At 52.1% G+C, this 509-nt stretch carries 1 pseudogene; it reads left to right on the top strand.

Going from position 1 to position 509, the window contains the following annotated elements:
- Positions 1 to 509, top strand: a pseudogene (locus PSI17_RS17310) (DNA primase); the annotation flags it as partial.

Here is a 509-nt window from a genome sequence, read left to right on the forward strand (position 1 = left end):
ACAACACGGCCGATTGCAGAAAAAGTGGCGGCACTGGTGGCAAAATCCGTTACCGGACATTCGCCATACCTGAGCGCAAAGGGGCTGCAATGCCCCAATCAGCGATTGCTTGAAGATGGCTCTTTGTTGTTGCCACTGACAACACTGGACAAGAAAGTCACGGGTGCGCTGCTTATCAGGCCAGATGGAACGCGAAAACACCTGTTTGGCAGCAAAAAGAAAGGTTCGTTTATCGCGCTGTCTGTACTGGAAGAACAACCGGACACGGTCTTGATTGCAGAGGGCTACGCCACCGCGCTGACGGTCAGTCAGTTATATAACGGTCTGGTTCTGGCGGCACTGGATGAGGGAAATCTATTTCCTGTTACAAAAGCCGTTCGGGAACGTTGGCCGGACGCAAAAATCATTATTGCCGCAGATAATGACTGGCACGAACCGGGCGAGCTGGATAAAGACGGCAAACCCAAAAAGAATGTTGGCAAGATCTCGGCAGAGAAAACCGCCCATGC

This window comes from Xenorhabdus sp. IM139775, from assembly GCF_028598745.1.
Lineage (GTDB): Bacteria > Pseudomonadota > Gammaproteobacteria > Enterobacterales > Enterobacteriaceae > Xenorhabdus.